The 26,332-nt window shown below is 70.4% G+C and carries 22 protein-coding genes; 7 read left to right on the forward strand and 15 right to left on the reverse strand.

The annotated features are described in order from the left end of the window. Both ACJQWL_RS11030 and ACJQWL_RS11035 read left to right on the forward strand, forming a co-directional pair. Positions 1-416: murein hydrolase activator EnvC family protein (locus ACJQWL_RS11030; RefSeq protein WP_411300899.1), on the forward strand; the 416-nt coding region annotated here is incomplete at its 5' end. 124 nt (positions 417-540) lie between these two features. After that, positions 541-1,851: a S41 family peptidase gene (locus ACJQWL_RS11035; protein WP_330969221.1), complete on the forward strand. Its 1,311-nt coding sequence runs from the start codon at positions 541-543 to the stop codon at positions 1,849-1,851. Between the two features lie 128 nt (positions 1,852-1,979). Here ACJQWL_RS11035 and ACJQWL_RS11040 read toward each other — a convergent pair whose 3' ends face one another. Both ACJQWL_RS11040 and ACJQWL_RS11045 read right to left on the reverse strand, forming a co-directional pair. Then, positions 1,980-2,300, reverse strand: coding sequence for a DUF1820 family protein (locus tag ACJQWL_RS11040; RefSeq protein ID WP_330969222.1), 321 nt, complete (start codon positions 2,298-2,300; stop codon positions 1,980-1,982). 97 nt (positions 2,301-2,397) lie between these two features. Continuing rightward, complete coding sequence (locus ACJQWL_RS11045) at positions 2,398-3,090, reverse strand: rhomboid family intramembrane serine protease (RefSeq protein WP_330969223.1); 693 nt, start codon at positions 3,088-3,090, stop codon at positions 2,398-2,400. A gap of 228 nt (positions 3,091-3,318) precedes the next feature. Here ACJQWL_RS11045 and ACJQWL_RS11050 point away from each other — a divergent pair, with 228 nt between their 5' ends. Beyond that, positions 3,319-4,665, forward strand: a complete 1,347-nt coding sequence (locus ACJQWL_RS11050) for an OmpP1/FadL family transporter (RefSeq protein ID WP_330969224.1) — start codon at positions 3,319-3,321, stop codon at positions 4,663-4,665. 278 nt (positions 4,666-4,943) lie between these two features. After that, on the forward strand, positions 4,944-7,559 hold the full coding sequence (locus tag ACJQWL_RS11055; protein WP_330969225.1) for a TonB-dependent receptor plug domain-containing protein: 2,616 nt from the start codon (positions 4,944-4,946) through the stop codon (positions 7,557-7,559). 238 nt (positions 7,560-7,797) lie between these two features. Here ACJQWL_RS11055 and ACJQWL_RS11060 read toward each other — a convergent pair whose 3' ends face one another. The 11 genes from ACJQWL_RS11060 to ACJQWL_RS11110 form a co-directional block, all read right to left on the reverse strand. Further along, a complete protein-coding gene (locus ACJQWL_RS11060) occupies positions 7,798-8,259 on the reverse strand; it encodes a hotdog fold thioesterase (RefSeq protein WP_330969337.1) in 462 nt (153 codons plus the stop codon). Between the two features lie 155 nt (positions 8,260-8,414). After that, complete coding sequence (locus ACJQWL_RS11065; RefSeq protein WP_330969338.1) at positions 8,415-8,627, reverse strand: hypothetical protein; 213 nt, start codon at positions 8,625-8,627, stop codon at positions 8,415-8,417. Positions 8,628-8,690: 63 nt separating this feature from the next. Beyond that, positions 8,691-8,873 (reverse strand): hypothetical protein, encoded by a 183-nt coding sequence (locus ACJQWL_RS11070; RefSeq protein ID WP_330969339.1) that lies wholly within the window; start codon positions 8,871-8,873, stop codon positions 8,691-8,693. 303 nt (positions 8,874-9,176) lie between these two features. Beyond that, positions 9,177-11,135, reverse strand: coding sequence for a phospholipase D family protein (locus ACJQWL_RS11075; protein WP_330969340.1), 1,959 nt, complete (start codon positions 11,133-11,135; stop codon positions 9,177-9,179). A 55-nt stretch (positions 11,136-11,190) separates the two neighbouring features. Next, positions 11,191-11,790, reverse strand: coding sequence for a YceI family protein (locus ACJQWL_RS11080; RefSeq protein WP_330969341.1), 600 nt, complete (start codon positions 11,788-11,790; stop codon positions 11,191-11,193). Continuing rightward, positions 11,787-12,263, reverse strand: a complete 477-nt coding sequence (locus ACJQWL_RS11085; protein WP_330969342.1) for a SixA phosphatase family protein — start codon at positions 12,261-12,263, stop codon at positions 11,787-11,789. Before ACJQWL_RS11085 ends, ACJQWL_RS11080 begins: the two co-directional genes overlap by 4 nt. Before the next feature lie 64 nt (positions 12,264-12,327). Continuing rightward, positions 12,328-12,957, reverse strand: a complete 630-nt coding sequence (locus ACJQWL_RS11090) for a nucleotide-binding protein (RefSeq protein WP_330969343.1) — start codon at positions 12,955-12,957, stop codon at positions 12,328-12,330. 89 nt (positions 12,958-13,046) lie between these two features. After that, a complete protein-coding gene (locus ACJQWL_RS11095) occupies positions 13,047-14,303 on the reverse strand; it encodes a hypothetical protein (protein ID WP_330969344.1) in 1,257 nt (418 codons plus the stop codon). Between the two features lie 56 nt (positions 14,304-14,359). Further along, complete coding sequence (locus ACJQWL_RS11100; protein ID WP_330969345.1) at positions 14,360-15,268, reverse strand: AEC family transporter; 909 nt, start codon at positions 15,266-15,268, stop codon at positions 14,360-14,362. 187 nt (positions 15,269-15,455) lie between these two features. Beyond that, positions 15,456-16,178 (reverse strand): 2OG-Fe(II) oxygenase, encoded by a 723-nt coding sequence (locus ACJQWL_RS11105; protein ID WP_330969346.1) that lies wholly within the window; start codon positions 16,176-16,178, stop codon positions 15,456-15,458. A gap of 114 nt (positions 16,179-16,292) precedes the next feature. After that, positions 16,293-16,922, reverse strand: a complete 630-nt coding sequence (locus ACJQWL_RS11110) for a tetratricopeptide repeat protein (protein WP_330969347.1) — start codon at positions 16,920-16,922, stop codon at positions 16,293-16,295. A gap of 238 nt (positions 16,923-17,160) precedes the next feature. Between ACJQWL_RS11110 and ACJQWL_RS11115 the strand changes: the two genes are divergently transcribed. Further along, positions 17,161-20,862 (forward strand): indolepyruvate ferredoxin oxidoreductase family protein, encoded by a 3,702-nt coding sequence (locus ACJQWL_RS11115; RefSeq protein WP_330969348.1) that lies wholly within the window; start codon positions 17,161-17,163, stop codon positions 20,860-20,862. Between the two features lie 442 nt (positions 20,863-21,304). On the opposite strand, the gene ACJQWL_RS11120 is transcribed toward ACJQWL_RS11115, so the two are convergent. Beyond that, a complete protein-coding gene (locus ACJQWL_RS11120) occupies positions 21,305-22,138 on the reverse strand; it encodes a hypothetical protein (RefSeq protein WP_330969349.1) in 834 nt (277 codons plus the stop codon). 206 nt (positions 22,139-22,344) lie between these two features. Beyond that, complete coding sequence (locus ACJQWL_RS11125) at positions 22,345-22,965, reverse strand: DUF938 domain-containing protein (protein WP_330969350.1); 621 nt, start codon at positions 22,963-22,965, stop codon at positions 22,345-22,347. A 205-nt stretch (positions 22,966-23,170) separates the two neighbouring features. On the opposite strand from ACJQWL_RS11125, the gene ACJQWL_RS11130 reads away from it, so the two are divergent. Continuing rightward, positions 23,171-23,671: a hypothetical protein gene (locus ACJQWL_RS11130; protein ID WP_330969351.1), complete on the forward strand. Its 501-nt coding sequence runs from the start codon at positions 23,171-23,173 to the stop codon at positions 23,669-23,671. A 73-nt stretch (positions 23,672-23,744) separates the two neighbouring features. Continuing rightward, the gene (locus ACJQWL_RS11135; protein ID WP_330969352.1) at positions 23,745-26,225 is read left to right on the forward strand and encodes a DEAD/DEAH box helicase; all 2,481 of its coding nucleotides are present in this window, start codon (positions 23,745-23,747) and stop codon (positions 26,223-26,225) included. Positions 26,226-26,332: the final 107 nt, after the last annotated feature.

Consider the following 26,332-nt stretch of genomic DNA (forward strand, 5'->3'; position numbering starts at 1 on the left):
TCGTCGCCCGCCCGGTCCCCGCCACCCCGGCTCCGCAAGTGGGCGGGCTGGGCTGGCCGGTCGCCGGGGCGCTGCTGGCGCGCTACGGCGGCAAGCTGCCGGACGGTCGCGGCAGTGAGGGGCTGCTGATCGGGGCCAATGCCGGCGCCCAGGTGAGCGCGGTCGCCGACGGGCAGGTGGTGTATTCGGAGTGGATGACCGGCTACGGACTGCTGCTGATCATCGACCACGGAAATGGCTACATGAGCCTGTACGCCCACAACGACGCCCTGCTCAAGGACGCCGGTGACCGCGTGTCGAAGGGTGACACCGTAGCCGCGGTGGGCAGTTCCGGCGGCCACGGCCGGCCCGCGCTCTACTTCGAACTGCGCCGCAACGGCGAGCCGGTCGACCCGGCCACGTGGCTGCGGCGTTGAGTGGCGGGGTTAACGAAAGCTTGCCCCGGGCGAACCTAACGTGGCCGGCCGTGCCGCATCATCGAACCCGCGCCGCACACGCTGCGCCCAGCGTGCCGGCCCAACGGCCCTACCGGAGTGATCCATGCGCCTGCGCTGCCTGATTCCCCTGTTCCTGATGCCCGCCTGGGCGCTGCCCGCCTACGGCCAGGAAGCGTCTCCGCCCGCTGCCGAAGAAGCCATGCCCGCCGCTGACGCCGCCGATGCCCCCGGGGTACCGATCGACGAGATCCGGCGCTATGTGGCGGTCTACAACGCGGTGAAGCAGGCCTACGTTGAACCGATCGATGACGCCCGGCTGATGCAGTCCGCGATCCGGGGCCTGCTGCTGGACCTGGATCCCCACAGCCTCTACCTCGACAGCGCTGCCGCCGAGAACTTCGACGACAACGCCCGGGGCGCCTACGAAGGCGTTGGCGTTGAGCTGCAACGCCTGCCCGACGGCACCCTGCAGGTCATTGCCCCGATCGACGACACGCCCGCGGCGCGTGCCGGCCTGCGCCCCGGCGACCGCATCACCGCCATCGACGGCAAGCCGCTGCAGTCGGAAGACGGCGACAGCTCGGCGCCCCTGCGCGGACCTGCCGGGAGCGAGGTCAAGCTGACCCTCCAGCGCGAGGGCGTGGATGAACCGTTGCAGGTGACCCTCACGCGACAGACCATCCGGATCGCCAGCGTGCGCGGGCGCATGCTCGAACCGGGCTATGGCTACATCCGGCTTGCCGCTTTCCAGGCCGATACCGCCACCGACTTCGCCACCAAGGTCGACGCGCTCAAGGCCGAATCCGGTGGCGAGCTCAGAGGCCTGGTCATCGACGTGCGCAGCAACCCCGGTGGTTTGCTGACATCCGCGGTCCAGATCGCCGATGAATTGCTCGAAGCGGGCGAGATCGTCGCCACCCGCGGTCGCATCGCCATCAGTGACGCGCGCTTCAGCGCCACGGCCGGTGACCGGCTGGACGGCGCGCCGGTGGTGGTGCTGGTGGACGCGGGGTCGGCCAGTGCCTCGGAGGTGCTTGCTGGTGCGCTGCGCGACAACGACCGCGCCCGCGTGGTTGGCAGCCGGACGTTCGGCAAGGGGTCGGTGCAGACGCTGCTGCCGCTGGACAACGGCGATTCGGTCAAGCTGACCACGGCGCGTTATTACACGCCCAACGGGCGCTCCATCCAGGCCCAGGGCATCGTTCCGGACGTGGTGTTCAAGGCCGAGAACGGCCCGGACGAGCCGGTCCGCCCGAGCGTCAGTGAAGCCAGCCTGCCCGGACACCTGCAGGGTGATGCCGACGCGCTGGCCGGCAAGAATGCCGGCGAGGTCCTGGAGGGCACGCGCTACATCGATGCCGCGCTGGCCGAACTCAAGCGCGCGACCACGAGCCCCGTCCCTCCTGCCCGCTGACCCGGGGACGCCGACGCCGTCGACAGGTCCGCTCGCCAAGTGCCCGGTCGGCGCGGACCCGGTCGGGGAGCCGGCGGAGACACCCTATTTCAGCTGGCGCTGTACGACAGCGGGTTGGCCGCCGTGGATCAGCGCGGCTTGGCCGGCAACGGAAACGGCGTGACCACCCGTTCGCCGGTCGCGGCGTCGCGGATCGCGGACACGCCCTTACGCTCGACTTCCTCGATCCTCACGATGCTCTGCATCGGCAGGTGCAGGACCCGGGTCTGCCCGAATTCGTCGCGCAGGCGTTCCTCGGTGGGGTCGACCAGCACGCCCTCGTGCACGTCGAACACCAGGTCGGCCACCTCGGTAAAGCCCCACAGCGCGCCCGATGCCACGCGCCGGGCGTACAGCTCGTACACCTTTCCGGCATTGAGGAACGTCACCTTGTAAAGCGGCTTGGACATGGGTTGGCGGGCACGGGTGGTGGACTACGAAACGGTGGGGGCGCGATTGCCGCAGCGCAAGCGCCGGCGGGGTCGGGCAACGCCAGATCCGCTGGGCCTAGTACCCGCGGCTGCGCCGCAGCCGCCGCGCGATGCCCGCCCGCGCCAGCAGGGCGAACGCGCCGCCGAACGCGAAGCCGGCCAAGTGCGCCGACCACGCGACCGCGCCGTAGGCCGGGCCTATGAAGGTGAAGACGAACTGCAGCAAGGCCCAGATCCCGATCAGCAGCGCCGCAGGTACCTTGACGAACTGCAGGAACAGGCCCAGTGGCAGCACCAGGCCAAGTCGCGCGCCGGGGAACAGCGCCAGGTAGGCCCCGATCAGCGACGAAACCGCGCCGCTGGCGCCGATGATCAGCTGGTCGGGGGTGTTGATCACCGCCACCGCCGCCAGGTTGGCCACCGCGCCACCGGCCAGGAACAGCAGCAGGAAGCGCCACGGCCCCATCGCGCGTTCGGCGGGCAGCCCGAAGATCAGCAAGAACACCAGGTTGCCCAGCAGGTGGGCCCAGTCCGCGTGCAGGAACAGCGCGCTGGCCAGGCGCAGGCTGTTGCCGTCCTGCAACGAGGCCCGCCACGCTTCCGGCGACGCCAGGCCACCCGACAATGCCGCCCACTCCAGCAGCAGCCGGCGCTGTTCCCCATCGGGCGCCAGCACCACCCAGGTGAAACACAGCCACAGCACCGCGAACAGCAGCGGCGTTGCCCAGCGCAGGGGCGACTTCTGGCGCGACGGGACGGCGATGAACACCAGGCGGGGTTCCGGTCGGAGCGCTCCACGGCAGGCGGAGCGGGGCAGGTTCTGGGGGCCGCACGGTAGCGTGGCGCGGCCGGTCATATTGTTAGCGTCAGGTTAACCCGCACGCTATAGTGCATACGGCGCAGTACGTCGGATCGCTCCGGCCGCCGCAACCCCGCGACGACGGAGCCGCCCACGGCCCGCGACGACCATACAGAACACTCCACTGGAGAGACACGCATGCAACACGCACATCGCCTCACGCGCCTGTCCGCGCTCGCGCTGGGCATCACCGGCGCGCTGGCATTCGGCCACGTCCAGGCCTCGGGTTTCCAGCTCAAGGAAAACAGCGTCAAGTCCATGGGCAGCGCTTTCGCCGGCTCCGGCGTGAAGACCGGCGACACCTCGGTGGTCGTCAACAACCCGGCCACGATGACCCAGTTCGAGGGCACCACGGTGCAGGCCGACGTGACCGTGATCGACCTCAACTATGAATTCCAGGGCGCCGGCACCGACGCGCTCGGCCAGCCCTTGACCGGCAACAACGGCGGCAACGCCGGCGGCATCACGCCGGTGCCGGCGATGTCTATCGTGCACAAGCTCGACAACGGCCTGGCGCTCGGCGCCATGGTGTCCGCCCCGTTCGGCCTGAAGACCGAATACGAAGCCGGCTGGGTCGGTCGCTACTTCGCCCAGACCTCCGACGTGCGGGTGGTTGACCTGACCTTCTCGGCGGCAATGGACATCATCCCCGACCACCTGTCGGTCGGCATCGGCGCGATCTACTCGTCCGCCGACGTGACCCTGTCCAAGGCGGTCGACTTCGGCACCCTGCTGTTCTCCAACCCGGCCACGCGGCCGCTGCCCTTTGCCCGCCCGCAGGCGCGCGACGGCTTCGTCGAGATCCAGGGCGACGACACCGGCTTCGGCTGGCTGGCTGGCGTGAACCTGCGTCCGAACGACCGCCTGGCGCTGGGCCTGAGCTACCGCTCGGAAATCGACTACAGCCTCAGCGGTGAAGCCGACTGGACCGTGCCGCAGGACGTGGCCGCCGTTTTCGGCGCCAGCCCGATGACCTCGCCGCTGTTCCGCGATGGCGGCGTCACCGCCGCGCTGACCACCCCGTCGGTGACCTCGCTGGCCGCGACCTATGACGTGAGCGATCGCTTCATGGTCATGGCGACCTGGGCCGAGACCGGCTGGTCGTCGCTGCGCGAAGTCCGCGTCAACTTCGACAACCCGGACCCGGATGCCGTCGAGCCCTTCGAGTGGCAGGACACCGTCTTCGCCTCCGTCGGCGCCGAGTTCAAGCTGAGCGAGGCGCTGACCCTGCGCGGTGGCATCGCCCACGACGAGACCCCGACCAGCATCGAGCACCGCACCCCGCGCCTGCCCGATGACGATCGCGTGTGGTACTCGCTGGGCGCCACCTGGCAGGTCAGCCCCGCGCTGGACGTGAACCTGGCCTACACCCGGATCGAGCCCAAGGACCCCAAGGTCGACATCGCCGCCAGCGGCAGTCGCCTCACCGGTCCGTTCGAGGGCAACGCCAACCTGTTCGGCGTTTCGGCGCAGTACCGCTTCTGACCGGTTGACCGGTCGGAACAGAAAAAACCCCGCTTCGGCGGGGTTTTTTTTCGCCCCTGGGTCGAGGCGCGTGGTGGATCGGCTCCCCGGGTGCCAAACGCCCCGAAGCGGGAAGGACGGAACAGAAACCAACGGCGGATCTTTGCCGAATCGGTCCTTCCCATTTGCGTAGTTTATTTATTTGCTGTTAAAGACTCGACTGAGCCGACCGGCCCAGCGGTCGAGCGTGATGGACGCGCCACCCGTGAGAACCACCCCCTTTCCGGAGAGACGTCACGATGACGAAGAAGACCGCCCCGCGTGCGTCCGCACGCAACCCCCTGTCCGCCGGCATCCGACTGGCCATCATGGCCGCCGCGTTGTCCGCCAGCGGCCTGGCGATCGCACAGGAGGGCCAGGACGGGCCACCGTCCGGGCCACAATCCAGCGAGTCCACCACCACCCTGGACACCGTCTCGGTGCTCGGCACGCGCAGCAAGCCGCGCACCGAGGCCACCTCGGCGGTGCCCATCGACATCCTGGGCGGCGAGGAGTTCCACAACCAGCCGTCCGTGGACGTGCTCGACAAGCTGCGCGTGCTGGTGCCGTCCTTCAACGTCAGCACCATCCCGATCGATGACGCCGCCTCGCTGGTGCGCCCGGCCAACCTGCGCGGCCTGCCGCCGGACAACACGCTGGTGCTCGTCAACGGCAAACGCCGCCACCGCGCCGCGGTCATCACCTTCCTCGGGCACGGGCTGTCGGACGGCTCGCAGGGCCCGGACATCTCGGTGTTCCCCTCGCTGGCGCTGGAACAGGTCGAGGTGCTGCGTGATGGCGCGGCTGCGCAGTACGGCTCGGACGCCATCGCCGGCGTCATCAACTTCGGCCTGAAGCGGCTCGACCACGGCGGCACGGTGGAAGCGTTCGCTGGCGAGTACTACGAAGGCGACGGCTTCACGCAGCAATACTCGGCGCAGGTCGGCCTGCCGTTGAGCGAGCGCGGGTTCGCCACGCTCACGGCCGAATGGCGTAGCGCGGACCCGACCTCGCGCAGTGTCCAGCGCGACGACGCCGCGGCGGCCATCGCCGCCGGCTATCCGGACGTCCCCGACCCGGCGCAGATCTGGGGCTCGCCCGAGGTCAACGAGGACTTCAAGTTCGTCGCCAACATGGGGTTCTCGGGTGACACCGTCGACACGTACCTGTTCGGCAACTACGCACAGCGCGACGTCACCGGCGGGTTCTACTACCGCGACCCGACCACGCGCGGGGGCGTGTACTCCAACGATGGCGGGCAGACCCTGCTGGTCGGCAGCCTGAGCGGCGGCACCTGCCCGACCATCGCGCTGCGCGACGCGAATGGAAACCTGCTGCCGTACGCCGGCGTGGGCGCCGCCGTCGATGCGCTGCCGGAGGACTGCTTTACCTTCCTCTCGCAACTGCCGGGCGGCTTCACCCCGCGTTTTGGCGGCGAGTTGGAGGACAGCTCGGTCGTGGCCGGCATCAAGGGCGTCTGGGGCGAAGGCTGGCACTGGGATCTGAGCGGCTCATACGGCCGCAATGAAATCGACTTCTACTTGCTCAACACCGTCAACGCCTCGACCGGCCCCGACCAGCCGGCCGGGCTGCGGTTCTCGCCAGGCGGCAATGTCCAGACCGAGACCAACTTCAACTTCGACCTGAGCCGTGACTTCGATACCGGCTTCACCAGCGGTCCGCTGACGCTTGCAACGGGCGTGGAGTGGCGCGAGGAGGAGTTCCAGATCAAGGGCGGCGACGGCCCGTCGACCGCCATCGGGCCGCTGACCGAACAGGGCTTCAGTATCGGCTCCAACGGTTTCCCCGGCTTCAACCAGAGCACGGTCGGCACCTTCGCGCGCGACAACTGGGCGGTCTATTTCGACGCTGAGGCGCGTTTCACCGACCAGTTGCTGCTTGCGGCCGCGGTACGCCACGAGGACTTCAGCGACTTCGGCGGCACCACCAACTGGAAGTTGACCGGCCGCTTCGACTTCACCGACACGTTCGCCGCGCGTGGCGCCGTCAGTACCGGCTTCCGCGCGCCGACCCCGGGCCAGGCCAACGTCAGCCAGGTGACCACCGCGTTCATCGATGGCGAACTGCGCGACACCGCCACGCTGCCGCCGACCAACCCGATCGCCGCGTTCTACGGCGCCGAACCGCTGACGCCGGAAGATTCGCAGAACGCCTCGCTGGGGCTGGTCTGGAACGACGGCCCGTGGCTGGTCACCGCCGACTGGTACCACATCCAGGTCGAGGACCGGATCGCGCGCAGCACCGACTTCACCCTGACCGACGAGGACCGCGCTGCGCTCGTCGCCGGCGGCAACCCGGAGGCCGCGTCGCTCAGCCGCGTGGGTTTCTTCGTCAACGACTTCGACACCACCACCAGCGGCGTGGACCTCGTGGGCAGCTACACCAGCAGCCACTTCGGTGGCGACACGACCTACTCGATGGCGGCCAACTGGAACAGGACGGAGGTCGACGACTTCACGCCCGGGATCATCACCGAGGCGCGCATCAAGAAGATCGAGGAGTCGCTGCCGCGCACCAAGGGCTACCTGGGGATCGACCACCGGCGCGAGGCCTTCCACGCCAACCTGCGCGTGAACTACTACGGCTCGTTCTACGAGGACCACCTCGACAGCGACGTGGTCACGGTCGAGGATGGCGGACTGCCGATCTACGGCGACAGTGCCGTGACGGTCGATGCCGAGATCGGCTGGCGCTTCGCCTCGGGCCTGTACTTCAGCGCCGGCGCACAGAACCTGTTCGACCACGTCCCCGACGACAACCCGTGGGCCGGCATCGCCGGGGCGCAGTACCCGGTCCACGCGCCGTACGGTTTCAACGGTGGCTTCTACTACGCGCGCGTGGGCTACACGTTCTGACCTGGCACCGTCGCCCGCAACGAAAGAAGCCCCGCTCCGGCGGGGCTTCTCTTTCATGCCTCATGCGGACCTGCGAGCGGGGCGGCGATTGGAATTGCCACCTCCGGGGGGGGGGGGGGGGGGGGGGGGGGGCGCGCCCCCGCCGGCGGGTGGGGGCGGCGCATTCATCGGCGGCACGATACGGGTCGCGGCGGCCCGGGGCCAGCGCCGGCCCGTCCGCAGCGGGCCGGGGCAGCGATCAACCCGGCGGGCGCGCCACCACCGCCAGCGTCAGCCGGGACACGCACACCAGCCGGCCGCGCTCGTCCTCGATGCGGATCTCCCAGACCTGGGTGCTGGCGCCCACATGCAGCGGGCGGGCGGTGCCGGTCACCGTGCCGTGGCGGGCGGCCCGGACGTGGTTGGCATTGATCTCGATGCCTACGCACAGCTTGCCTTCGGGCACGCTGAGGTTGCCGGCACTGCTGCCCAGGGTTTCTGCCAGCAGCACCGAGGCACCACCGTGCAACAGGCCGTAGGGCTGGTGGGTGCGGGCATCGACCGGCATGGTGCCGCGCAGGTAGTCCGGGCCCAGCTCGGTGAAGACGATGCCGAGCGTGGCGATCGCGGTGTCGGCCGACAGGGCGTTGAGTTCGGCGAGCGCGGGGCGGTGGCGGAAGGGCGAGGGCGAGGGCGAGGGCGTGGCGGCGGTATCGGTCATCGCACCACGATAGCCGAGCGAAACGGCCGGCGGCAGCACGGACAAGGCCGGTGGGCTACGCGGAGAGGGACGTAGCGCACCGGCCGGGGTCGCAGGGGAGGGTGTCGTGCGTGGCCCGTTCGGGGAGGGGACGGGCGGTCAGGGCGCGCCAGCCCTCACGCACAACGGAACAGGCGCTGGTTGAACAGGGTCGCGTAGCGGCGGGTGCAGCCGTAGCCGCTGCTGCTGCCATAGCCGATGCCGACATCGCGTTCGCGGCGGGCGGCACGGCGGGGCTGGGTCGACGGGGCAGCGGCGGCCGGGGGGACGGATGCTGCCGGGGCGGCTGGCTGGGCGATGGCGGGGCGATCGGTGGCGAGGAGGTTCATTTCAGTGTCCTGGGGGGCGGAGTGAAACGGCGGGAGGAGAGAGGAGGTGCGACTCGGGATGGATCAGGCGAAGCGGAACAGCGGACGGTTGACCGGGTTCGCGTACTGCCGGGTGCTGCCATATCCGCTGCTGTGTCCGTAGCCGATGCCGGTGGCGCGCGGGCGGCGGGCGACGTAGACGGCGGCCTGGAGGTTGCGCGGGGCGACGGCGGCGACGGGGCGGGCGAAGGTCGGGGAAGCGTTCATGTCGTGGGTCCTGTTTGGGTGGGCTGGTGCCTCGGTGTGTTGGTAAAGTACAACACCTAATCGGACGCACCATGTGCCGGAAGTCACCCCACCGACGACCTGGGTCCAGACAGGCGCGAACAGCCGGGGAAGACGCCGGCCGGGACATGCGTTCGGTGGCGAAGACACGAGGTGAGGGCCCAGCGGGGCCACGGGGCCACGGGCAAGGCGGCACGCGCGGCACGCCGGTCGCAACGCGAAGGGCCGGGTCGATCACCCGTATCGATGCTCCAGCGGGCCGCTCGCCCCGCGGGCCCGTTGCACTCAGAGGATCGGGGCCAGGCCTGCGCCGAATGCAGTCACGAACCGCGTACCCAGGCCCTTGAATCCGACCAGGTCGACCTCCGGAAAGTCACCTACCGGGACGTAGCAGGCGCGGAATCCCGGGTGGTCCGGCGGCAACGGTTGCGGGCAGTCCGGACCGGCCTGGAATTCATAGCTGGTCGCGTAGCGCAGCGGCCACAGGTCGAACAGCGGCAGGTACTCGAACAGCTTGCCGACCGAATAGTCCAACCCCCACAGCACCGGCGGCTTGTCGCGCGGCGCGATGGTCCAGGAGTTGGCCGGCGAGATGTCGCGGCGGATGCTGGCGGCCAGCTCGCCCGCGAACGCCGCGTCCTCGATCACCACCGCGCTCTCGGTGTTGTAGTGGTCGCCGCGCGGGTCGAAGTTGTGGGTGCCGACCACGCCGATGCGGTCGTCGATCACCAGCGACTTGGCGTGCAGGCCGATGCGCACGCCGGCGCGCTTGAGCGGCACCGGTTCGTTGGCGCGGCGGCTGGCATAGCGCAGCGCGGCGTACTCGCGCGACAGCGCACGCCGGTAGCCGTCACGCCCGCGCACGGTGCGGGTGTCGTAACGCTCGCGCAGCGCCTGGTGGTCGGGCGGGACGCCGCCATTGCCCGGCTCGAACGCCGGCACCGGCACCCCGGTGGCGCTGAGGTCGACCGGGGCGTCGGCCGGGAACGGCTTGTACTCGTAGATGTCGAAGCCGAACTCGCGCAGGTAGCGACGTTTGTACTTGTGCGAAAGCGCGTAGACGATGAAGGCGTCCGTCGCCGCCAGGCTGTTGGTCGAGACCACCACCCGCGGCGCATCGGGCCGCTCGTGCATCGCCCGGAAGGTGTCCTGCGCCGCGCCCGACAGCACCAGGTACGGGGTCTGCAGCAGCACTTCCTCGCGCGCCGACTCCACCAGCCCGCGCAACGACGTCGATGCCACCGCGCCGCCGCTGCCCGGCTCGTGTTTGTCGGGCGAATCGGAGATGTAGCGGACCTCGCCCACCGGCAGCGCCCGGTCGGCCAGCCGCGCCTGCACCCGGGCGGGGTCGCCGGCGTCGCGCTGCATGGCCTGCGCGCGCTCGGGCAAGGCATAGGCCGGCGGCGCCAGCGCCGGGACCCCGGACCTGAGCAGGTGGCGGCCGACGTCGGCCAGCTCCTCCACCGCGATGCTGCGCGGGTCGTCCCAGAAGCGCAGGAAGTCCGCGTCCATGGCCCGCGCGACCGGACCGGCGACCAGCAGGTCGCGGTCGCGGAAGTTGTACTCCCGGTCCCAGTCGTAATAGGCGTCCTGGTAGTTGCGCCCGCCGGTGATGCCGACTGCACCGTCCACCAGGAACAGCTTGGTGTGCATGCGCTGGTTGAGCTGCCGCCAGCAGCACGCCGCCGCCAGCACGTACTGCGGGTAGCTGATGCGCGCCCGCCCCAGCACCGGGTTGTACAGCTTCACCTTCAGGTTGGCGTGGGCGCCTGCCAGCGCCGCCAGTGTCTCCACCCGCTCCAGACCCGACAGCTGGTCCATCAGCAGGCGCACGCGCACGCCGCGGCGGGCCGCGACCAGCAACTCCTCCAGCACCAGCCGGCCGGCGTCGTCCTCGTCGAAGATGTAGGTCTGAACGTCGATGGTGGTGGTGGCGCTGCGCAGCAGGTCCAGCCGCGCCAGCAGCGCGTCGGGGCCTTCGTCCAGGATCAGCGCGTAGTGTCGCGGTGCCCCGGGCGTGGACTGGGCGAACGCACTGCCGGCCAGCCTGCGCAGCGGTGAGGGCTGCGCGCAGGCGTCGCGGTCATCACAGGTGGCGACCTCCGAGCGCGCCGCCGCGGCGATCGCGCTGGCGCGTTCTCGCTGGTCCGGCGACAGGGTCATGCAGGCCGAGCACGCGAGCGCCAGCCACACCGCGAACACGCGCAGCGTGGCGTGGGGCAGGAACCGTCGGGGTGCAGGCATCAGGCGGGGTCGGTGGCGCTCGGCGCGACGGGGCGCAGCTTAGCGCAGGGCATGCTCAACCCCCGGCCGGGCGCAGCCGCAGCTGCATGCCGAACAGGACCTGGTGGCCCAGGGCGACACGATACCCGTCCAGCCCGTAGCGGCGGCGGTCCACGCTGCCGGCGGCCACCACCGGGCAGTCCAGCCCCGGGCGCGCACAGGACGAGGGCTTCACCTGGAAGGTTTCCTCGTGGGTCACGCCATGCATGGACAGGCGACCACGCAGTGGTCCTCCGTCCTGCACCAGCGCCGCCGGGTGCGGATCGGACACGAATTCGATCCACGGGTGGCGCGCGGCGTCGAAGAAGCCTTCGCTGCGTGCCACCCGGGTATAGCGGTCCGAGCCGGCGACCTCGACCGCGCCGGTGCGCAACCGGATGCGGACCTGGCGCTGCTCGCCGGGCAGGGCCAGCACCTCGCCTTCGAACGACGGGAACTCGCCCATCACCCGTTGCCCCCAGCGGGTACGCAATTCGAAGCGGATACGGGTCTGGTCGGCGTCCAGCGTGCCCAACGCCTGCTGCGCGGCCACGCCGGCCGGCCATGCCGCGAGCAGGGCCAGCAGCGCGGCCAGGGCGACTGCATGCGGTGTCCTTGCGGAGATGCCCGGGCTCACGGCCACCAGAACGCGGTGAGCCGCGCGATGCCCGGCTCCAGCGCGGCTTCGGTCTCCATCGTCAGCACCGCCACCCCGCCGGGCGGCATCCCGCGGTAGTCACCGGACTGGCCGCTGTGCAGCAGCGCGGCCAGGCGCTCCAGCCCCGGGTTGTGGCCCACCAGCATCAGCCGGCCCACTTCGCAGTAGGCGTCGGCCAGGGCGATGAGGTTGCCCGGCGTGGCCTCGTAGATCGACGGCTCGATCCGCTGGTCGATATAGCCGACCTCGCCGAGCACCGCCTCCAGGGTCTCGCGCGTGCGCCGCGATGGCGAGCACAGCACGCAGTCGGGCACCCAGCCGCTGTCCTTGATCCAGCGCCCCGCGGACTCGGCTTCGGCCAGCCCTTCGGCCGACAGCGGACGGTCCAGGTCGGCCTGCCCGGGGGCGGCGGGTTCGGCGTGGGCGTGGCGGAGCAGGATCAGTTCGCGCATGGGGGCTCGCAGGCAGGGGATGGAGGTCGGAGCAGGGAACGCGGGGCGTGGGACACGGCGCGCCTCACTTGCGCAGCCAGCGCAACAGCGGCTGCCAGTCGGCCTGGTGGTCGCGCACCTGCGCGGAGTGGTAGTCGAACAGGCTCTTGCCCAGCGAGGTCAGCACCACGTAGGCCTGGCTGTCGCGCAGCTGTGCCACCACCGGGTACGGCCAGGCCTTGAGCAGGTCGAGGGCCTGCTGGGAGGCGTTGGTCCACGGCTTGAGCCGGTTGCCGACCAGCCCCACGCGCAACTCGCCCTTGCGCACCCGCGGGTGGCGGGCGAGCGAGTCCAGGAACGGCACGGTGGCTTCGATGTCCAGGGTGGAAGGCTGCACCGGCACGACCACGGCATCGGCGATTTCCAGGAACACGTCCAGGTCCTCGGCCATCGCCCCGGCGCGCGCATCCACCACCAGGCGCTGGGTGCCGTCGGGGATCTGCCGGCGCCAGGCCTTGCGGCGGGTGCCGTCGAGCGGCAGGACCGCCGACTCCAGCCCGGCGCGACGCTGCGCCCAGTGCGTGGACGAGCCCTGCGGGTCCGCGTCCACCAGCACGGTGTTGAGTCCGTCCAGCGCCGCCTGAGCGGCGAGGTGGGTGGCGATGGTGGTCTTGCCCACACCGCCCTTGGAACTGGCCACCAGTACGGTCTTCATCAAGTCCCCTTGGTGTTCTGCCGACCCGGCACGGCCGGTCCCGCAGCCTACAACGGTGCGGTCAATGCGGTCATCACGGGCCCGGGGCGTCAGCCGTCGGGTGGCGGCCGGCCGGTCTGGATGAGGCTGCGGTAGTGCGGGTTGTCGGGCAGCCAGCCGGCCGGCATGGTGATGCCGCGGCGCTGCATCAGGCGCTCCCAGGCCTGGAGCTCGCCCAGTCGCGATTGCTCACGCAATGCCTGCATATCGAGGAACCGGCTGGCTTCCTGCGTTATCCAGGAGAAATGGCGCAGGCGCTCCTGCCAATGCCGCCGGCCCGTCGCGTCGCCGGTCATCTGCACCAGGTGGCTGAGCGACATCATCTGGGCGAGCGCCGTATCGCTTGCTGCCATGTGGCGCCAGATGCGATGGCAGTTGGCGCGGTTGCCCAGGGACACGCGACGCGCCGAGCACAGGCCGGACAGTCCTACCGTCGAGGGCAGCGGATGCGCACCGGCCACGATCAATGCATGCAGGTCCCGGGGATCGTCGGCGGCAGCTGCGTCATGTGACTCCAGCCCCGACCACGCCATGCTTCGGCGGAAAACATGCGGGTCCAAGGGCGGCGAAGGCACGCTGGCAAACGCCCGCGCGTAGTCGCCAACCGTGCGCGTGTAGCCCATGTCGTAGTAGTCGGCATCCGCCGCCCGGGCCAACCACCGGTCGATGGCGGCTCGGTCGCCGGCTTCGAGGGCGGCATCAAGCGCGAACAGTGCGCCCAGGGCATTGTCCGGCTGCAGCCGGAGCAGGTCTTCGATGGCGGACGCGCGGTCGCAGCCGCTGTAGGCGACGCCGCATTCGAGGGCGGCGAGCAGCGCGAGGTGGACATCGTCCGGCGCAAGTCCGCGCGCACGTTGCAGGATCGACGACCGGTCACGGCTGTACTGTTCGAATGCCTCCGCTGGCCCCTCCCCGTCGCCAGCTAACTCGCGGAAGGCCCCACTACCGGGCATGAGCAGGTACGCCTCGTACAGGCTCCCGGCGTCGCCCCGTTCAAGCAGCATGGCCACCCGTTCGGCGACCGCCGCTTCGAACTGGCGCGTCCATCGGTCCAGCTCGCGCTTGTCCTCGAGTTCGACATTGGTGGGCACCCGGTCAAGGCCCGCCAGTCCGCCCGGCAGCCCGGCCGCGCGGACGGCGGTCGACTCCACGACGGGACCGCCCGGGGCATCCCCCGCCAGCGCCGGGGACGCCGACCCCCCGGCTTCGGTGGGCCGGCCCATCCCATCGCCGTCGACCAGCAGGGCCGCGACCGCCAGTGCGACCACCCCGACGACCCCCGCTCCTACCCTCACGCTCCTTCGCATCGCCAACTCCCTGTCGTCCCCTTGCCCGGACCCACTGTAACGGCAGGTCGCCGCGCCTACCCCACTGCCACCCGTGCCCACAACGGCAGCGTCAGCAGCGACAGCAACAGGCCGTACCCGACCATTGCCGCGGCCAGCCGCGGCGCCATGCCCTGGGCGATGGCGAGCGCGCCCGCGGTGACCATCGACGGCATCGCCGCCTCCAGCACGGTGGTGCGGGCCATGTCGCCGGACATGCCCAGCAGCGGCACCAGCAGCAGCGCCAGCGCCGGCATCAGCGCCAGCTTCAGCACCAGCCCGGCCGCCAGCGGCTTGAATTCGTCGCGCGGCAAGGCGAACTGAACCGACAGGCCGATGGTCAGCATCGCCAGCGGCAGCAATGCCTCCGACAGCCGCAACAACGCCCCTTCGATCCACGACGGCGGGGCCGCGGGCATCACCGTCAACCCCACCACCAGCGCCCACAGCGGCGGGAACAGCAGCACCCGGCGGGCCATCTCCCGCGGGGAGGGCACTGCATCCCCGCCATAGCGGGCCAGCACCCACAGACCGAACGTGGACATGATCAGGAACGCACCGAACTGGTCGTAGACCACCGCATACGGCAGCGCGTGCTCTCCGATCAGCGCACGGGTCAGCGGATAGCCCAGGAAGCTGGTGTTGCCCAGGGCGACGGTCAGCAGCAGCACCCCGTGCTGGTCGCGGCGCAGCGACATCACCCGCGCCAGCGCGCCCACCAGCAGCACCGTGGCCGCCAGCAGCAGCCAGGGCACCGCCGCCACCCCCAGCAACGCCGGCGACAGCTCCAGCCGTGGCGCATAGCGCAGCACCGCCGCGGGCAGGCACACGTACAGCACGACCAGCGTCAGCGCCTGCGCGGCATCGTCGGGCAGCACCCTCAGCCGCTGGAACAGGTACCCCAGCACCAGCATCGCCAGCACCAGGGCGAACGCGTCGAACGCCATCGCCTACTCCTCGTCGAAGGCCGATGGTGCCCTGCCCGGGCCCGTGGGGCGAGGACCGCAGCCAGGCACCTGGCTGCAAACCCGTGTCTTGCTGCCCGGGCGCCGCACCATCGAGGCACCCACGCTCGCCGCGGCGTCGCTCCGTCTTGCCGGTCGTCAGCCGGATGGCCCACCCGTTGCGGGCACGCTATCTGGCCAGCCACCAGCCGGTGATGGCCAAACGGTCGGTCCCCGCCCACGGCGCGACCATGCTCACCGCATGGCCGGCGGGCACGGCGAACACCGACAGCGAGTTCCATCGCGGCATGAAGGTCCCGGTGACCTGTCCCGCCTCGTCGATGAACTGCAGCAACCCGCCCCAGTCCGCCTGCCAGCCGCGCGACAGGTTGAGCACGTACGCGAAGCGCCGGCCTTCGCGGCTGTCGACATCGGTGTGGTAACGCAGGAAGTGGCCCGGCCGGTAGCAGGTCGCCTGGGCATTGACCCGGCGGATGGACCTGTCGCCCGACAGCGCCTGCACCAGGCCCAGGTAACCGGGCGAATTGAACAGTTCCAGTACGCGGTGCAGCAGCAGGTCGGGGTCGCGCCCCTCCTGGTAGGCACGCACCATCATGTAACTGTCGTAGGCGAAGCTGAAGCCGGCCTCGGCGTCCGCGCCCGCCTTCCCGGTATCGGCGGCGGCCGCCAGCAGCCGGCGCACCTGCTCGCCGGGCATCGCCCGGTACTGCTCGTGCGCGATGGTGCGCGCGCCGTCGCGGTCGCGGATCGCCAGGGTCCAGGGCACGTCCCGCGCCAGGCAGTCATGGAGGTGTCGGGCGGCTTCGGCCTGCAGGAAGTCCTCGACCTGCACCCGGCCATCGCGGCCGAGGCGTTCGCGCCAATGACCTACATCCAGCGTGTTGTTGATCACCCGCGCGCGCTCCCTTCCACCACCGTCAGTGCCGCCGGGCGCCTGCCCGGTCCGGCAATCGCCGGCGGCAGGCCCCGCCGCATGCTAGTTCAGGGCCGGGATGCCGGGCACCTGTCAGGGATAGCGGGGCGGGTTGGCGGCCCACGCGGCCTGGACCTCGGCCAGCCGTTCGCGCTCGGCCGGCGTCCAGTCCGCCAGCAGCGACGGGTAACCGGTGGTCGTGCGCCACTGCTGTGGTTCGGAACGCACCGCCGCGGCGTACCACTGCACGGCCTCCTCCTCGCGCCCGACCGACCACAGGGCCAGCGCCAGCGTGTGCGGCATCCACGTGCTGCTGAGTCCCTTCGACGCGACCAGGGTGGTCCACTGCTCGAGCGCCCCGGCGGGGTCATCGGCGCGGTACAGGTCCCAGCCGTAGCCCCACAGCACCGGCCGGTAGTTGCGGTCGTTGGCGTCGAGTTGCGCCAGCGCGCGGCGGTAGAGCTCCTGCCCGAGGTCTTCGCGACCGCCGGCCATGGCCAGGTGCGCAAGCTGCGCGGTCGCCGCGACGTCGCGCGCGTTGCGGCCGATGCGGTCGAGCAGTTCCTGCACCGCGGCATCACCGGTCTTGTCGGTGGCGGCCAGGCGCTGGGTGGCGCTGGCGTCGGCATCGAAATAGAACTCGGCCGGCCTGGGCAGCGTTTGTGCATGGGCAGCGCCCGCCAAGAGCAGGCAGGCGGTCAGGACAACGGTGCGAACGGACATCGGTATTCCCCCTGTATGACCTGCCCATTCTAGACCGTACGGGTCAACGGCTTTCCGACTGGTACAATTCCGGGGCTTTGCCCGGCCGTTTTCATCGACATGGTTCCTACACGGTAGCGACCCGCGCGCCGGCGACTTGAGCGCCCGTGCGCCCGGCGCCGTCGCCATGCCATGCCCCGGCCCGCCCTGCACCCCCCTGCCCAGCCACCTCGCGGCCCGCGCCGCGCCGGAGCCCCGCATGACCAGCACCGCCGAACTCAGCTCGCCGTCTTCCGCCAGGTCCGGGCTTACCGGGGGCGTGATGGACCGCGACTACACCCTCGACCACAAGTACAGCCGCGAGTCCGGCCGCATCTACCTGTCGGGCGTGCAGGCGCTGGTGCGGCTGCCGCTGATGCAGCGCATGCGCGACGCAGCCGAGGGCCTGGACACCGCCGGCTTCATCTCCGGCTACCGAGGCAGCCCGCTGGGCGGGTTCGACCTGGAGCTGTGGCGCGCTCGCAAGCACCTGGACGGCGCGGGGGTGAAGTTCGTCCCCGGCCTCAACGAGGACCTCGGCGCGACGATGGTCTGGGGCACCCAGCAGACCGGGCTGTTCCCGGGGGCCAGGCACGATGGCGTGTTCGGCATGTGGTACGGCAAGGGCCCGGGCGTGGACCGCTGCGGCGACGTGTTCAAGCACGCCAATGCTGCCGGCACCGCGCCCCGGGGCGGCGTGCTGGCATTGGCCGCCGACGACCACGCCTGCCGCAGCTCGACCCTGCCGCACGGCTCCGAGCACGAGTTCGTCTCGGCGATGATGCCGGTGCTCAACCCCGCGGGCGTGCAGGACATCCTCGACATGGGCCTGGTGGGCTGGGCGATGAGCCGCTTCACCGGTCGCTGGGTCGGCTTCAAGACCATCGCCGAGACGGTGGAGTCCTCGGCCTCGGTCGACGTCAACCCGCTGGCGCGCCGCATCGTGCTGCCGCAGGACTTCCAGATGCCGGCCGGCGGGCTCAACATCCGCTGGCCCGACCCGCCGCTGGACCAGGAGATGCGCCTGCACCAGTACGCGGTCAAGGCCGCGCAGGCATTCGCACGCGCCAACGGCATCGACCGCCTGGTGATCGACCCGGCCAACGCACGCCTGGGGATCATCACCACCGGCAAGAGCTACCTGGACGTGCTGCAGGCGCTGGAGTACCTGGGCCTGGACGAGCGCGCGTGCCTGGACCTGGGCATCCGGGTGTACAAGGTCGGCATGACCTGGCCGCTGGAGCCGGTCGGCCTGCAGCGCTTTGCGCGCGGGCTGGAGGACATCCTGGTGGTGGAGGAGAAGCACGCCTTCATCGAGAGCCAGATGAAGGAATCGATGTACAACTGGGTCGGCAGCGCGCGGCCGAGCATCGTCGGCAAGTACGACGAGCACGGCGAGTGGATCCTGCCGTCCACCGGTGAGCTGACCCCGGCGCGGATCGCCCGCGTCATCGCAGGACGCATCGCCAAGTTCCACCGCTCCGAGCGCATCGACCAGGTGCTGGCGTGGATCGCGCAGAAGGAAGGCGAACTGGCGCTGCCGCGCGCGCAGTTCCCGCGCGTCCCCCACTACTGCTCCGGCTGCCCGCACAACACCTCCACGGTGGTGCCCGACGGCTCGCGCGCGCTGGCCGGCATCGGCTGCCACTACATGGTTACCTGGATGGACCGCTCCACCGACACCTTCACCCACATGGGCGGCGAAGGCGTGACCTGGGCCGGGCAGGCCGCATTCACCGACACCCCGCACGTGTTCCAGAACCTTGGCGACGGCACCTACTTCCACTCCGGAAGCCTGGCCATCCGCCAGTCGGTCGCGGCCGGCGTCAACATCACCTACAAGATCCTCTACAACGACGCCGTCGCCATGACCGGCGGCCAGCCGGTGGACGGCACGCTGAGCGTGCCGCAGATCGCCCACCAGGTGCGCAGCGAAGGCGTGGACACGATCGTGCTGCTGTCCGACGACATCGCCAAGTGGAATAAACGCGAGATCTTCCCGTCGGGCGTGGAGTTCTTCGACCGCAAGGAACTCGACGAGGTGCAGAAGCGCCTGCGCGAGGTGAAGGGCACCAGCGTGCTGATCTTCGACCAGACCTGCGCGACCGAAAAGCGCCGCCGTCGCAAGCGCGGCAAGATGGTCGACCCGCAGAAGCGCGTGGTCGTGAACTCGCTGGTGTGCGAGGGCTGCGGCGACTGCGGCAGGAAATCGTTCTGCGTGTCGGTGCTGCCCAAGGAAACCGAGTTCGGCCGCAAGCGCGACATCGACCAGTCCAACTGCAACAAGGACTATTCGTGCGTGACGGGTTTCTGCCCGAGCTTCGTCACCGTCGAAGGCGGCCGCCTGCGCAAGCAGAAAGGCAGCGGCGCCGCCGACCGGCTGGGCAGCCTGCCGATGCCGGTCCTGCCGTCGCTGGACCGCCCCTGGAACATCCTGATCACCGGCGTGGGCGGCACCGGCGTGGTCACCATCGGCGCGCTGTTGGGCATGGCCGGGCACCTGGAAGGCCGCGGTTCCAGCGTGCTCGACCAGACCGGCCTGGCGCAGAAGGGCGGCGCGGTCACCACCCACATCCGCATCGCGAAAACGCCGGCCGACATCCACGCGGTACGCATCGCCGCCGGCGAGGCCGACCTGGTGCTGGGCTGCGACATGGTGGTGGTCAACGACTACTGGGCGCTGTCGAAGGTGCGTGCGGGGCGTTCCCACGTCGTGCTCAACAGCTACGAGGCGATGCCGGGCACGTTCACCACGCGCCCGGACATGGAGTTCCCCGCGACCGACATCATCGACGCGGTGCGCAAGGCGCTGGGCGAGAGCGCGAAGGACGGCCTGCACGTGGTCGACGCCACCCAGCTGGCCACCGCGCTGATGGGCGATGCGATCGCCACCAACCTGTTCATCCTGGGCTACGCGTGGCAGCAGGGACTGGTGCCGCTGTCGCTGGACGCGATCATGCGCGCGGTCGAGCTCAACGGCGCCGCGGTCGAGATGAACAGGACCGCGTTCGCCTGGGGCCGCCTGGCGGTGGTCGACATGCCGGCGGTCATGCAGTCCGCCGGCCTGGTGCGCAACGCGCAGACCGTCGCCGAGGCCACGCCGCACGCCCTGCCGATGCTGCCGGCCGGCGAATGGGAAGGCCACGAGTGGGGTGCCAACGCGGCACCCGCGCCGCTGCGCAACGAGGACGAACTGCGCCACGTACCTGCGCACGCGGCCGGCGACAACGTCGCGTTCCTGCCGCTGGACGACGCGCGGCTGTCGCGTTCGCTCGATGAACTCATCGCGCGCCGGGTCACCTTCCTGACCGACTACCAGGACGCGAAGTACGCCAAGCGTTACGCCGACTTCGTCGCACGCGTGCGCCAGGCCGAGGCCGAGCGCGCGCCGGGCAGCACCGACCTCACCGAGGCGGTGGCGCGCTACGCGTTCAAGCTGATGGCCTACAAGGACGAGTACGAGGTCGCGCGCCTGTACACCAGCGGCGAGTTCCAGCGCCGCATCGCGCAGCAGTTCGAGGGCGACTACACGCTGAAATTCCACCTCGCCCCGCCGATCATGGCGAAGAAGGACGACCAGGGCCGGCTGGTCAAGCGCGAATTCGGACCGTGGATGCTGAAGGCCTTCGGCGTGCTGGCCAGGTTCAAGGGCCTGCGCGGCACCGCACTCGACATCTTCGGCCGAACCGAAGAGCGCCGCATGGAGCGCCGCCTGATCGAGGAGTACTTCGCCACCGTCGACGGCCTGCTGGGCACGTTGGACCGCGGCAACGTGGGCCTCGCCGCGGAGATCGCCTCGATCCCAGAGCACATCCGCGGCTACGGCCACGTCAAGGAAGAGCACCTGCACAAGGCCAAGGCGCGCGAGGCGGAACTGCTGCCGCAGTGGAACAATCCGCTGCGGGTGGTGCAGGTGGCCTGACGGTCGCCGGCATCGCCGCCCACGAAAAAGCCCCGCACCTGCGGGGCTTTTTTTGGTTTGTCTGACGAAGATTCCCGTTCGTTTCGAACAGGGCTTCGGCAGGAGCGGCTTCAGCCGCGATCTCAACGCCCACGGTCCAGGAGCTGCGCGGTCGCCACCCACGCTCAAGGCGTCCGAGCTGCTGGGATCCGGTAGGAGCGACGTGAGTCGCGATCGCAGTTTCCCGGAGCTGCGTGGTCGCGACTCACGTCGCTCCTACAAAGGGGCCGTGCGAGAAAGGAGCCTCGCGACGACCCGACGGATTGGGAAGCGTCGCACGGCAATCCTGCGCAACGCGGGAAGCCGTTCCTGGCGTGACACGCAAACGCCGGACGGAAAGATCCGCCCGGCGTCCGGGGTACTCACGTGTCCGGATCCAATGATTCCGGATCCACCTGTTCGATCAACGCACCCGGAACAGGCCACTGCCGGCGGGCGCGTTCTCGTTGTAGTCCGGCACCTGGTCGTACGGCGAGTTCGATGCCTCGATGTAGGGCGAGGTGAACGCCTCGCGTACACCGGCCCGTGCCCGCTCCCAATCCAGGCGGGAACCACCGCTGTGGCGCTGCCAGTCCTGCGACAGCTCGTTCTCCAGCGAGTCGTCCCAATCGCGTTCGCCGTAGCGGGTCTTGGCCAGCACGCCGTAGCGGTAGGCCGGACGGTAGTCGTCGAAGGTCTCGTCGTTGGCGGTGTAATCGGCCTGCTGGAAACGCTCCTGGAAGTGCTGGTCAGCGGCGGCGTACGTGTTGTGGGTCAACTCGGCACGCCCCCAGGAATCGCGCACGGCCGGCTTGGCCTGATCCCAGTCGAGGCGGGACTGGCCACGGGCCTGCTCCCACTTGTTGCGCAGCTCGCTCTCGGACTGCTCGAAGCCACGGCTGCCGTACTGCTCGCGGGCCTGCAGGCCGAACCCGTAGGCCGCCGAGTAGTCACGGTCGTAATCGAACTTGCTGGTGTCGGTGTAGGGGCGCTCGGCATGCGCCTGGCGCCAGTACTCGACCTCGCCGGTCGGGTCGACGCGCTCGGCCACGCTCTTGCCCGCGGCGGCACCGGCGATCACGCCGACGCCGGCACCGACCAGGGTGCCGATCGGTCCGAACACGGTACCGGCCAGCGCACCGGCCGCGGCGCCACCGGCTGCACTCCCGACGCCGACGCCGACCGGGTGCGAGCCGGCCTCACCGGTGATGGGGTCGCGATTGAGGTCGCGCTGCGAAGTGTCTTTGTTCTGGTTCATCTCGTGCTCCTGCTGGACGCCGGATCACCGGCCGGGGGAGCGTCCACCATCGCGCATCGGCGGTTAACCGGCCGTCGCCATGGGGTGATCGGACCATGAGGGCGGACGCCCGCGCTTGAACGGTTCAGGCGTGTGACCGTCGCGGCGGGATATCGCGGGCCGTGCCTATCGGCCAGGATTTCCCGCCCCCGATGCAGCCGGATGGCTTACCGGGTCCGGCGCCACACGATGCAGCGGTTGTTGGCCGGCATTGCCGCGTCCTCCAGCAGCGCCAGCCCGATCCCGCGGGCCAGCGCGTCCACGGCCTCGAAATCGCGGATGGCCGAGCGCGGATCGCGCGCCTTTAACCAGTCATCGAACCGGCGGTTGCTTTCGCTGCTGTAGGCGCCGCCACGGTTGAACGGCCCGTACACCGCCAGTACCGCGTCATCCGCCAGCGCGTGGTCCAGCCCGGCGAACATCGCCACCACCTCCGGCCAGCCCATGATGTGCAGCGTGTTGGCGCTGAATGCGGCGTCGAAGCGGGCGCCGGGCGCCGCCGACGGTCGCGGCCAGGGCCCGGTGGCGACATCAAGCTCTGTGGCCGGGGACGTGTTTGGCAGGCCGGCATGGGTTAGCCAGGCGCGGATGCCGGGCAGGTGCTCGACCCGGTCGCTGCAGTGCCAGTGCAACCCGGGCATCGCCGCGGCGAAGTGCACGGCGTGCTGCCCGGTTCCACTGCCGACCTCGAGCACGTGGCGCCGGTCGCCGAAGTGGCGCTGCAGGACGGCGAGGATGGCGTCGCGGTTGCGTTCGCAGGACGGCGCGTTGGGCAGGGCGTCGGGCATGGGCGGTTCACGCTCGCGGCTGGCGGGTGCCCCTTCGCTGCGGGTGCAGGTGCAGGGAAGGTTGGCGGGGCTTCCAGCCTACAGGGCGGCCAAGGCGTGCCACCCACGCCGCGACCCCGGCGGCGATGGCTCCGACGGTGCCGGCGGGTGAAATCGGCGCACGGTCGGCGGGATACTGGCGCCCCTCCCCACGGCGGCTGCACCGGTGCGCACCCTCGAGTTCACCCCCTCGCTCGTCCTGCAGATTGGCGCCGCGCAGTGGCCGCCACCGGACGCGCCGGTCACGGTCGGGGGCATCACCCTGCACCCCAAGGCCGAGCTGCACGTCACCCTGGTCGGCTCCGCGCTGGGTGGGGAACTGCTGCGCACGGTCGCGCGCCCCCTCCTGCTCGACACCGTGTCGCGCGCCCTCGCCGCGCACGACGCCACGCCGCGGCGAACCGGCGTTCTGCTGCTGCTGCGCAAACCGTTCAACGAGGGCGGACGCGGCGGCGTCGCGCACTCGGTGATCGAGAAGGTGTCCCTTGAGGCGATGGCGCCCCTGCACGCCGCGCTGGGCCACCTGCTGGGGCGGCGGCTGCCGGTGCCGCCGCCGCACGTGACCCTCTACACCGCGGGGCTGGACAGCGGCATCGGGGTGTCCAGCCCGCAGCGGCTGCGGGCACTGTCGGTGCGGGCCATCGACCCCGCCGAACTGGCGCGCTGACGCGGCCAGTCTCACCCGGTGCGACGCCGCTGGTGCCCACTGCCCGCCTTTGGCGGGACGGGTGGAGACGGGCATGGGACGGGCACTGGCGAGGCGGGTCGACGACGAACAGCAGGCCCTGGCACTGCCGGGCGATGGCCGTCGCGCGGGTGACGGCGGCGCGTTGACGCAGGCGCTGGAGCGCCGCTACGCCGACCGCATTACCGGCAGCTTCACCCTCCCCGGCCGCGAGGGCCGCTACGCGCCGATCCCGGATGACGTCCCGGACGCACTGGCATCTGCACTGCGCGCACGCGGCATCGACCGGCTCTACGCGCACCAGGCCGAGGCGTGGGACGCGACTCAACGCGGCGAGCACGTCGCCATCGTCACCCCCACCGCCTCGGGCAAGTCGCTGTGCTACACGCTGCCCGTCGCCGCCTCGGTAATGAATGCGCGCAGCACGGGCGGCGCGGCCAAGGCCCTCTACCTGTTCCCGACCAAGGCACTGGCGCAGGACCAGGTCGCCGAGCTGCTCGAGCTCAACCGCGCCGGCGACCTGGGGCTGAAGGCGTTCACCTTCGATGGCGACACGCCGGGTGATGCGCGACAGGCGATCCGGTTGCACGGCGACATCGTGGTGTCCAACCCGGACATGCTCCACCAGGCGATCCTGCCCCACCACACCAAGTGGGCGCAGTTCTTCGAGAACCTGCGCTTCGTGGTGATCGACGAGGTGCACACCTACCGCGGCGTGTTCGGCAGCCACGTCGCCAACGTGCTGCGCCGGCTCAAGCGGATCTGCGCGTTCTACGGCGTGCGCCCGCAGTTCATCCTGTGCTCGGCCACCATCGGCAACCCGGCCGAGCACGCGCGCGCGCTGATCGAGGACCGCGTGCACGCGATCACCGAGTCCGGCGCGCCGACCGGCGACAAGCACGTGCTGCTGTGGAACCCGCCGGTGGTGAATCCCGACCTGGGCCTGCGCGCCTCGGCGCGCTCGCAGAGCAACCGCATCGCCCGCATCGCGATCAAGTCCGGGCTCAAGACACTGGTGTTCGCCCAGACGCGGCTGATGGTCGAGGTGCTGACCAAGTACCTCAAGGACATCTTCGACAACGACCCGCGAAAGCCACCGCGGATCCGCGCCTACCGCGGCGGCTACCTGCCGACCGAACGCCGCGAGGTCGAACGCTCGATGCGCGCCGGCAACGTCGACGGCATCGTCAGCACCTCGGCGCTGGAGCTGGGCGTGGACATCGGCGCGCTGGACGTCGTCGTGCTCAACGGCTACCCGGGCACGGTGGCGGCGACCTGGCAGCGCTTCGGCCGCGCCGGGCGCCGGCAGCAGCCCAGCCTGGGGGTGATGGTGGCCAGCAGCCAGCCGCTGGACCAGTACGTCGTGCGCCACCCGGACTTCTTCGCCGACGCCTCGCCCGAGCACGCGCGCATCGCCCCGGACCAGCCGCTGGTGCTGTTCGACCACATCCGCTGCGCCGCCTTCGAGCTGGCGTTCACCGACCGCGAGATGTTCGGCCCGATCGACCCGTCGGTCTACCTGGAGGCGTTGGCCGAGACCGAGGTGGTGCATCGCGAGGGCGAGCGCTGGGAGTGGATCGCCGACAGCTATCCGGCCAACGCGGTGTCGCTGCGTTCGGTGGCCGACGGCAACTTCGTGGTCGTGGACCGCAGCGACGGCCGGCAGACGATCATCGCCGAGGTCGACTACTCCGCCGCCGCGCTCACCCTGTACGAAGGCGCGATCCACATGGTGCAGTCCACGCCCTACCAGGTGGAGCGGCTGGACTGGGAAGGGCGCAAGGCCTTCGTGACGCGGACTTTCGTTGACTACTACACCGACTCGATCGACTACACGAAGCTCAAGGTGCTGGAGCGCTTCGACGGGTGCGCCGCCGGCCAGGGCGATGCCCAGCACGGCGAGGTGCACGTGGTGCGCCGCGTGGCCGGCTACAAGAAGATCCGCTACTACACCCACGAGAACATCGGCTACGGCCCGGTCAACCTGCCCGACCAGGAGCTGCACACCACCGCCGCCTGGTGGCAGCTGCCGCAGCCGGTGCTGCTGTCGTGGTTCGCCTCGCGCCAGGACGCGCTGGACGGGTTCCTCGGCGCGGCGCACGCGCTGCACGTGGTCGCCACCGTTGCGGTGATGGCCGACGCGCGCGACCTGCAGAAGGCGGTCGGCAACGGCGACGGGGCATGGTTCGCCACTGCCGATGCGAAGGGCCGCGGCCAGCTGCGCGGCGTCGAGGGCGGCAATGCGCTCGTGCCCGGGGCGGCCGGCGAGGACCCGCTGGAGGCATCTCGCCAGTTCATCCCGACGGTCTACCTGTACGACAACTTCCCCGGTGGCGTCGGCCTGAGCGAGCCGCTGTGGACCCGCCAGGAGGAACTGGTGCGGCGTGCTGCCGAGCTGGTGGAGCGCTGCGACTGCCGCGCCGGCTGTCCCGCCTGCGTCGGTCCCGTGCTGGCCGTCGACGAGGGGCGCGAAGAGGCGACGCCCAAGTCGCTGGCGTTGCGCGTGCTGGGGTTGCTGGTGGATGCGGCGGCATGAGTTGGCACCACGCCGCCGTATGTAGGAGCGGCTTCAGCCGCGATCGACTGCATGGCCGCCCGCCCGGATTCCGTTCGCGGCTGAAGCCGCTCCTACAAAGGAGTGCG

This window comes from Novilysobacter viscosus (assembly GCF_046600715.1).
Classification (GTDB): Bacteria; Pseudomonadota; Gammaproteobacteria; order Xanthomonadales; family Xanthomonadaceae; genus Lysobacter_C; species Lysobacter_C viscosus.

Bases quoted from the DNA above. Each gene is read 5' to 3' on its own strand.
- ACJQWL_RS11100 (WP_330969345.1), bottom strand. From the start codon at position 15,268: ATGGCGTTCGACGCGTTCGCCCTGGTGCTGGCGATGCTGGTGCTGGGG.
- ACJQWL_RS11070 (WP_330969339.1), bottom strand. From the start codon at position 8,873: ATGAACGCTTCCCCGACCTTCGCCCGCCCCGTCGCCGCCGTCGCCCCG.
- ACJQWL_RS11125 (WP_330969350.1), bottom strand. From the start codon at position 22,965: ATGCCCGACGCCCTGCCCAACGCGCCGTCCTGCGAACGCAACCGCGAC.
- ACJQWL_RS11095 (WP_330969344.1), bottom strand. From the start codon at position 14,303: ATGCGAAGGAGCGTGAGGGTAGGAGCGGGGGTCGTCGGGGTGGTCGCA.
- ACJQWL_RS11135 (WP_330969352.1), top strand. From the start codon at position 23,745: ATGGGACGGGCACTGGCGAGGCGGGTCGACGACGAACAGCAGGCCCTG.
- ACJQWL_RS11110 (WP_330969347.1), bottom strand. From the start codon at position 16,922: ATGTCCGTTCGCACCGTTGTCCTGACCGCCTGCCTGCTCTTGGCGGGC.
- ACJQWL_RS11115 (WP_330969348.1), top strand. From the start codon at position 17,161: ATGACCAGCACCGCCGAACTCAGCTCGCCGTCTTCCGCCAGGTCCGGG.
- ACJQWL_RS11035 (WP_330969221.1), top strand. From the start codon at position 541: ATGCGCCTGCGCTGCCTGATTCCCCTGTTCCTGATGCCCGCCTGGGCG.
- ACJQWL_RS11085 (WP_330969342.1), bottom strand. From the start codon at position 12,263: ATGCGCGAACTGATCCTGCTCCGCCACGCCCACGCCGAACCCGCCGCC.
- ACJQWL_RS11075 (WP_330969340.1), bottom strand. From the start codon at position 11,135: ATGCCTGCACCCCGACGGTTCCTGCCCCACGCCACGCTGCGCGTGTTC.
- ACJQWL_RS11040 (WP_330969222.1), bottom strand. From the start codon at position 2,300: ATGTCCAAGCCGCTTTACAAGGTGACGTTCCTCAATGCCGGAAAGGTG.
- ACJQWL_RS11060 (WP_330969337.1), bottom strand. From the start codon at position 8,259: ATGACCGATACCGCCGCCACGCCCTCGCCCTCGCCCTCGCCCTTCCGC.
- ACJQWL_RS11055 (WP_330969225.1), top strand. From the start codon at position 4,944: ATGACGAAGAAGACCGCCCCGCGTGCGTCCGCACGCAACCCCCTGTCC.
- ACJQWL_RS11090 (WP_330969343.1), bottom strand. From the start codon at position 12,957: ATGAAGACCGTACTGGTGGCCAGTTCCAAGGGCGGTGTGGGCAAGACC.
- ACJQWL_RS11065 (WP_330969338.1), bottom strand. From the start codon at position 8,627: ATGAACCTCCTCGCCACCGATCGCCCCGCCATCGCCCAGCCAGCCGCC.
- ACJQWL_RS11050 (WP_330969224.1), top strand. From the start codon at position 3,319: ATGCAACACGCACATCGCCTCACGCGCCTGTCCGCGCTCGCGCTGGGC.
- ACJQWL_RS11120 (WP_330969349.1), bottom strand. From the start codon at position 22,138: ATGAACCAGAACAAAGACACTTCGCAGCGCGACCTCAATCGCGACCCC.